The organism is Limosilactobacillus sp., assembly GCF_051873035.1.
GTDB lineage: Bacteria > Bacillota > Bacilli > Lactobacillales > Lactobacillaceae > Limosilactobacillus.
In genome coordinates this window covers 1-7586 of record NZ_JBJEEL010000048.1, presented here as the reverse complement: position 1 = coordinate 7586, position 7586 = coordinate 1, and the positions used below count along the sequence as shown (strand labels likewise).

Genomic DNA, 7586 nt, shown 5'->3' with positions numbered 1-7586 from the left:
GGCGTTTTTTATTTACCACCAACTGGGTGGCTAACTTCATTCTATAATCTACCGTAACTAAATTGTTGAATTTCTCTGGTTCTTCAAAGAAAAGTAGGTGACCAACATCATCAAAGGTTACAAACTGACTGTTCGAAATATCGTCACTAACCTTCTTGACAGTGTTGCTATCAAAGAAGCTCTTTCCACCTGAAATAACCAGACTTGGCAGGGTGATCGTCTTAATGACATCCTCCCAGTCAATTATTAAGTGGTTATAAAAGAGCGGGGCAATGAAATTAGTATTAGCCCGGAGTGATTCGGCAATCAAGTCACTGATGTCTAAATTCTTATTGATTAGGATCCCGCTAATAAAGTCTGTTAGGACCCGATCTTTATCCACAGACAACGATTGGCAAAAATCTAAGGTTTCTTGATAGTCTAGTAATCCAGAATAATTATTGGCATTGTTTATCCCCAATGCCGTTTCGTCCACAAAAATAAACTTACTTAAAAAGTCGTCACGAAAGAGGTCCCAATATGACCACCCGATGGAACACCCCATCGACCAGCCTAAATACGTTACATCATGTAAATCTAGTGATTGCAATAGTTCATGAATATCCGTAGCTAGCCGTGATACCCTAGCACCAGAAACGGTCTCACTAGAGTTCCCATGGCCACGTAAATCAACCGTAATTACACGAAAATGCTTACTCAATTCTGGTACGTTGTTCTTGAAATACTTTGATGAGCAACCATAACCATGAACCATTAATAGGTTCTTGCCTTGGCCCGCTACATCATAGTAAATACGCGTATTATCGTTGGTTGTAAAGTAAGACATTATAATCACCTCAAAGACGTTTTTATTCTCAACATACTAAGGTCGGTTTTCACTATTAATCTAAAGAAAACTGGTTATAAGCGGCCACCCGTGCCTGGCCCCCATCAATGATGAGTTTCATCAGTGCACCATTGGCCGGATTCTCGTACTGCTTATTTTTTCCGAGAACCGTCGCTAAGTATTGGATGATCGAACCATGGCTAGCAACAACAACCGTGCTTTCATCCGGCAGTGCCGAAAGTAAATCTAGCATTACCGTAACGCGTTGGTCTAGTTGCTTACTCCCCTCAGCCAGGTGGGCCGGATCAGCCTGTCTTAAGAGGTCATGGGCTTTACGGACACCAAAGTTAGTTACCAGGTCCCCAATGCGCCGACACCTTGCATCCCCTAAGTAGCCTGCCCAGATGGCCCCTTCCTCATTGCTATGGCCTTCAAATGACCCGTAAAAGGCCTCCCGAAAGCAGGCGTTTTGAATTGGCCGCCGGATATTCTTTAATGCCAAACGGTCAATTATCACTTGCGCGGTATCGACCGCCCGCTTTAAATCGCTGGAATAAAAATAGTCAATCTTAAGCGGTTTAAGTACGTCCGCTATCTTAACTGCATCCTGTACCCCCTTGGCCGTCAGCGGCGTGTCAGACCACCCCTGGAGCCGCGCAAATAAATTAAAATATGTTTCACCATGTCGAATAAAATATACCGTTGTCGCCATTTCTGTCCCTCCACGTTTAACTAGGCCACCGCTGGTGTACCGAGCCACGCAATCATTTCCTTCATTTTTTCCGTTATTGCTTCGGTCCCCGGTAGAAGTAATTCACGGGGATCATAGCCCTTATGATCCTTGTCCAAGTCATGACCTGCTTCAATGTAGGCGCGGGTGGCCGCTTGAAAGGCGAGCTGGAATTCCGTATTGATATTCACCTTCGCAATTCCCATTGAAATTGCTCGTTGAACTTGTTTCTTCGGGATCCCTGAACCGCCATGCAAGACTAAGGGAATCGTAACAGCATCTGAAATTGCCGCTAATCGGGCAAAATCCAGCCCCTGCCAATCCGGTGGGTAAATACCGTGAATGTTGCCAATACCACAGGCCAATTTATCAACGCCTAATTCGGCGAAGGCGCGGGCATCTTCTACCGCGGCCAACTCCCCACTACTGGCATCCTGGTTTTCACCCACCTTGCCAATCTCCGCTTCAACGGAGATTCCGCGCTGGTGGGCCGCCCGAATAACTTCACGCGTCTGCCGATAGTTTTCTTCTAAGGGCAACTTATGTCCATCATACATCACAGATGAATAACCTAGTTTAATGCATTCCATGGCCGCAGCAAAGTCGCCGTGGTCTAGGTTCAAAATAACGGGAACCGTTATCGCCATCGCATCTATCTGGTCCGCGACCATATCACGAACGAACTTAAAGCCCCCCATATACTTGGCCGCCCCCATTGATACCTGAACGAGTACGGGGGTCCTCGTTTCGTTAGCGGCGCGGAGGATGGCCCGTGTCCATTCTAGGTTATTAATATTATATGCCCCCACTGCATAGTGGTTCGCACGGGCGTCTGCAAAGATTTTATTACCATTATCAAAGTATGCCATTTTACTGATATCCTTTCTTACATGACCTGGGAGAGTGCTTGCCGCCAATTAACCATTTTCAAAAAGTCATTGGCCGATAGACTAGCACGACCAATCAATACACCGTCAACATCTGCTTGCCCCATAATGGTCGCAATATTCTCTGGATTAACACTCCCCCCGTAGAGGATCCGCATATTATTGGCCAGGGCACTGCCGTATAAGTTCTCAACCGTTCGCCTAATCCGGCGGCAACCCTCCTGGGCAACTAGTGGGTTAGCGGAGTGCTTACTGCCGACTGCCCAGCTCGGCTCATAGGAGAGGACAATCTTTTGAAGGTCCTGGGAAGCCACCCCTTTTAGGACCCCCTTCAGCTGGTCAAAGACATAGCGGATTTCCCCTTTAACTGACGCCTGAACCATCTTATCGTCAGTACAAATAATGGGTGTGATTCCCATGGTCAACGCAGCACGGACCTTTTGATTAATCATCTGGTTGTCTTCATGAAATAACCGCCGCCGCTCGAGGTGGCCCAGCATTACATAGGAAACGCCGGCATCCGCTAGTGAGCGGGCACTAATCTCACCGGTATAAGGCCCCATCAATTCACTGGCCGCATTCTGGGCAATGATTTGTAAGTTCGTTCCCTGGGCCATTTGATTCATACTCGAAAGTGCGACGGCTTGGGCAGCGATTCCAACCTCTTCGTCAGCCGCCCGGGGTAGGTAATCCTTGATTTGGTTAATAAACGCGACTGATTCCTCAATATTTTTATGCATCTTCCAATTGGCGATAATAAATGGCTTGCGCATACTGTCACTCTCCTAATTAGGCCATTGCCGAAAATAAACATGCTGAATACTCTGTTTTACTGTCCAACGGCCCAGGGGTCACCCGGTGGCCTTCGCGGTGACGACCGGCAAAATCGGTATCAACCTGCAGCCGGTTGTGCTGGTTAACCATTGTCAGTAAGTGACAGCTATCTTCACTTAAGAACTCCTGGAGGTCACTCTTCAAGAAGAAGCCTTGACGGCGGTTCTCAACCGTTAAGTTAATTGGACGGTTACCATTGCCAATAAAAGAATTTCCTCCCTTGTTAGCAGTAAGCCGGGTCAAATGATTATCTTCAGTGATAAAGAAGTCATTTTTAGCCACTTCTTGAACTAAGCCCTCGTGGTACCAATCATCCTGTTGCCGGATTAACTTTCTTACTTCTAGCCGTAACTTCTTTTGAACAAAGAGGTTGTTATAGAAGTAAGAAGTTAGGCTGGTTGACCGGTCCTGATGAATAATTCGGTGGTAAAGTGGATTGTCTCCACTGGCTGCCGCCAGGTTATTTGACTGCCAGGCCAGCCGGCCGTTGATTAAGTTATGGGCTAACAAGATATCATAGCTTTCCAACCGCAAGGCACAGTCAGAGAGGAGAAAGTTATTATCAATTGTTGTAATCCCAAACGAGTTTTCGATTTGAATATCTTCCCCCAGGTGGGCTAGTAACTGGGCCTGGTTTTTATTCGTCAGCCTGAACTTACCAGGTAGGGTGTTGTTATACATCAAGTTCCGACTAATGCGGGTCTTTTCCACCCGGCCGCCTAGCCAAATTCCCCGGGTACAATCGTGGATACAGTTACGAAGGATCTGGGCCCCGATGGCGGGGAAAAGGTTAATTGCACTGACGGTCTCCCCAATAAGGTTGAAGCGGGTATTGATACGGAAGAAGTGGTTGTGCTCAATCACTGGTGATGGATTACCATCAACCCCGATTACCCCCACCTGGCCGCAGTCAAAGATCCGGTTATTCTTAATGTAGTGTTTAACCGGATGTGCATTTAACTCCTCTTCCGCCGGGAGCGTTGGGTAACGGCCCAGTGAAATCCCGGCACACTTAGCATGTGAAATATTACAGTTTACGATCTTCCAGCCCTGGGCATGATTAGTACCGATAATGGCGCGGTTGTATTTACCATCAGCCCACTGGCTAGCCGCCTTAGTCAGCGTGAATCCGGAAAGAACCAGGAAGTTAACCCGCGGCCGCTGGGGATAAAAACACGTTTCCCGGAAAGTAAGCTCAACGTTCGTACTGTTAGGATCCTTCCCCTGGAAATTAGCGTAGATAGTAGTTGTATCCATCTTTGGATCCTGCCGGGTATACCAAACGTATTGCCGTTCTGGATTCTTACTGGTCGGAGTCTTAACCTTTTCAAGGCTGTCAACTTCGTATAACGCCCGGTTATTCAGGAAGACTTCACCCGTGTGCTGGTAGTCGCCGGCTTCTTGAACATGCGTCGTATATGGATTATATTCGCCAAAGCGTTGGTTAGGAATTACAACTCGCCAAACATCAACATCGATCTTTTCCCATTCGTTAACCTGTTCAGCACCGCTAATGACAGTCAGCCCTTGTTTGACTGCCTGGTACAGGATCGGCTTATCCTTCGAACCGCTATAACAAGGGTTCACACTTTCCCGGTAAACTCCGGGCATGACCATCACTAGGTCACCAGGATGAGCAATCGAGGCCGCTTCTTGAATCCGTTTAAATGGTGCTTGTTTCGTACCATTACCACCAAGTTTAGCTTGGGCATCTACGTAAATTTGCATTTTGATTTTCCTTTCTAAAGTGCCTACCAGACAACATCAGCGTCGGTCTTCCGTTGACAATTAAGTACCCGGTCCAGTAATAGACGCTGTTCAAAGTGGGCAACGTTTTGTCGTGTCTCCTTAACCATATCCGGATTAACAGAGAGATAGTCAATCCCGCTGCGAATCAAGAAATCAGCAAACTCCGGATATTCAGAAGGCGCCTGACCACAGATGGACACCGTCTTGCCATCCTTGTGAGCAACCGTAATTAGGTGGCGGATGGCCCGCTTAACGGCCAGGTTCCGTTCATCAAATAGTCCAGAAACTGTATCATTATTTCGGTCACAGCCGAGAATCAGCATGGATAAATCATTGGAACCGATGGAGTAGCCGTCAATATACTGGTTAAACTTATCGGCCAGGATAATGTTGGCTGGTATCTCGGCCATCATGTAAACCTTAAAATCGGCACTTCTCTTCAGCCCGTTTTTAGCCATTATCTTAATAATCTTGGCCAGTTCATCGACGGTCCTGACAAACGGAATCATGACGTTAAGATTCGTTAAGCCATACTCCGTTCGTACCTTCTTGACGGCCGCTAGTTCCAGCTTGAAGGCTTCAATAAAGCGGGGATCATAGTAGCGGGCCGCGCCACGCCAGCCAAGTAAATCCGCCGGTTCATGTGGTTCAAATTCTTCGCCACCTGTTAAGTGCCGGTATTCCCCTGACTTAAAGTCCGAAAACCGTAAAACAACTGGCCGTGGCATCATTGTCCGGGCAACTTTAGCAATCCTTTCCGCCAGACCATCAACGGCCTTTTCTGGGCGGCCCGTCTTAATCAGGTATAGGGGAATTGTGGTTGTCCAGATAAACTCTTCTCGCATCAGGCCAATCCCGTCGGCTGGTAGGCCCACATACCGCTCTGCCAGACTCGGGTCACCCAGGTTCATCATCACCCGGGTGGCGGTTGGAATAAAGTATTCCCTTGAAGTGGCGGACGGTTGTTCCTGCGGGGCCAATTCTTTAACCCGGTCCCCGGAATAAACCACCCCATTTTTCGCATCAACCGTAACCTGGTCACCATCATGGAGTAGTTCCAATGCTGCTTTACCACACGAGGCAGTTCCCACTAAACATGGTATTTGCATTTCCCGGGAGACAATCGCTGCGTGACAGGTCATCCCGCCGTTGTTGGTAATAATGGCGGCCGCCTTCTTCATGGCCGGCACCCAGTCGGGAGAAGTCATTGGCGTTACCAACATCTCACCAGTCTTGAATGAGTCAATATCACTTGGATCCGCGATGGCGTGAACCCGGCCACTTGCTAGGCCCGGGCTAGCCGGTAATCCTTTTAATATTGGCTGGATACCCTTCGTCATACTTTCACCCGCTTCTTTTGTAGTTGCCTTATCCTTATTTGCCCAGACAGTTTCGGGACGCGCCTGAACCAACCATAATTTGTTAGTAAACCGGTCAAGAGCGAATTCCATATCCATATAGCAGCCATAGTGCCTTTCAATCCGCTTGGCGTACTCGGCCAACGTCCTTACCTGGCTATCGGTAAGGGCCGGTTGGGTCGCCTGGTCGGCTGGGACTTTCTGTTCGTGCGTTCCTCCTGCCGGGTCTTGTACTAGTTCCACCGCCTTATTATTAATTGTCCGGTCAACAATCTTGCCGCTAGCCTTATCGATTACGTAGTGGTCAGGGGTTACTTTGCCTAACACAATGTATTCCCCGAGGCCTAAAATTGAATCGACGACTACCTGCTGGCTATTGCCGTTGGCTACGTTGACGGAAAACATAATGCCCGCTGCCTTGGAAAAGACCATCATTTGAATCGCTGCCGAGAGGGCAACCTTTTCATGTGGAAAATGTTGCTTATGGCGGTAATAAGTAGCACGGTCAGTAAAAAGCGATGCGTAACACTCTTGAACCTTTCTGACTACCAGGTCGGCCCCGCGAACGTTTAAGTAAGTCTCTTGCTGGCCGGCAAATGACGCATCTGGTAGGTCTTCAGCAGTGGCACTAGAGCGAACCGCGACGAACGGTGCATCCTGGTTCATTTTCGTGGCTAGCTTCTCATAGGCAGCTTTGATTGTCGCCGCTAGTTCTGACGGCATCTCCGCGCTAATAATTAATGACCGAATCTGCGCACAAACTGTCCGAAGTTCTTCTGTATCTTCATAGTCACTAATTGTCGCCAGCAGGTCATTAATCCGTTGGTTTAGATTAGTAGCTGCCATAAACGTTTGGTAGGCATGCGTCGTTGTCGCAAAACCATACGGTACCGGGATTTGAGTTGCAGAAGTAAGCTCCCCTAAGGAGGAAGACTTTCCGCCAACTAGGTGCACGTCCTGGCGATGTAATTCATCAAACCATAAAATATCTTTTTCTTCGCGTTTTACCATTCCTGCATCTCCTTTACTGAAACTGCCTATTTCGTAATCAGTATTCAGGAAAATGTCAATCACTTTTTTCGTTTTTAAATAATGTAATAACTTCGGTTTTGATATAACGCTATTTAGACCCAGTTAATTTTTTATTCTGAAACTTGAAAGCTAATAATCACGCCAAAGGCGTGTGGTTATTGGCTTTTTTG

Annotated in this window: 6 protein-coding genes; all 6 read right to left on the bottom strand. The window is 47.6% G+C overall.

The window, feature by feature from the left end; all coding sequences use genetic code 11:
• Window positions 1-826 (bottom strand): alpha/beta fold hydrolase (locus tag ACI31H_RS04510; RefSeq protein ID WP_439770805.1); only part of this gene is annotated, 826 nt, incomplete at its 3' end.
• A 55-nt stretch (window positions 827-881) separates the two neighbouring features.
• Complete coding sequence (locus ACI31H_RS04505) at window positions 882-1538, bottom strand: histidine phosphatase family protein (protein ID WP_439770804.1); 657 nt, start codon at window positions 1536-1538, stop codon at window positions 882-884.
• A 20-nt stretch (window positions 1539-1558) separates the two neighbouring features.
• The gene (locus ACI31H_RS04500) at window positions 1559-2425 is read right to left on the bottom strand and encodes a class II fructose-bisphosphate aldolase (protein WP_439770803.1); all 867 of its coding nucleotides are present in this window, start codon (window positions 2423-2425) and stop codon (window positions 1559-1561) included.
• 17 nt (window positions 2426-2442) lie between these two features.
• The gene (tpiA, locus tag ACI31H_RS04495) at window positions 2443-3216 is read right to left on the bottom strand and encodes a triose-phosphate isomerase (protein WP_439770802.1); all 774 of its coding nucleotides are present in this window, start codon (window positions 3214-3216) and stop codon (window positions 2443-2445) included.
• A 16-nt stretch (window positions 3217-3232) separates the two neighbouring features.
• Window positions 3233-5005: a right-handed parallel beta-helix repeat-containing protein gene (locus ACI31H_RS04490; RefSeq protein ID WP_439770801.1), complete on the bottom strand. Its 1773-nt coding sequence runs from the start codon at window positions 5003-5005 to the stop codon at window positions 3233-3235.
• 23 nt (window positions 5006-5028) lie between these two features.
• A complete protein-coding gene (ppsA, locus tag ACI31H_RS04485) occupies window positions 5029-7395 on the bottom strand; it encodes a phosphoenolpyruvate synthase (protein ID WP_439770800.1) in 2367 nt (788 codons plus the stop codon).
• Between the last annotated feature and the right edge of the window lie 191 nt (window positions 7396-7586).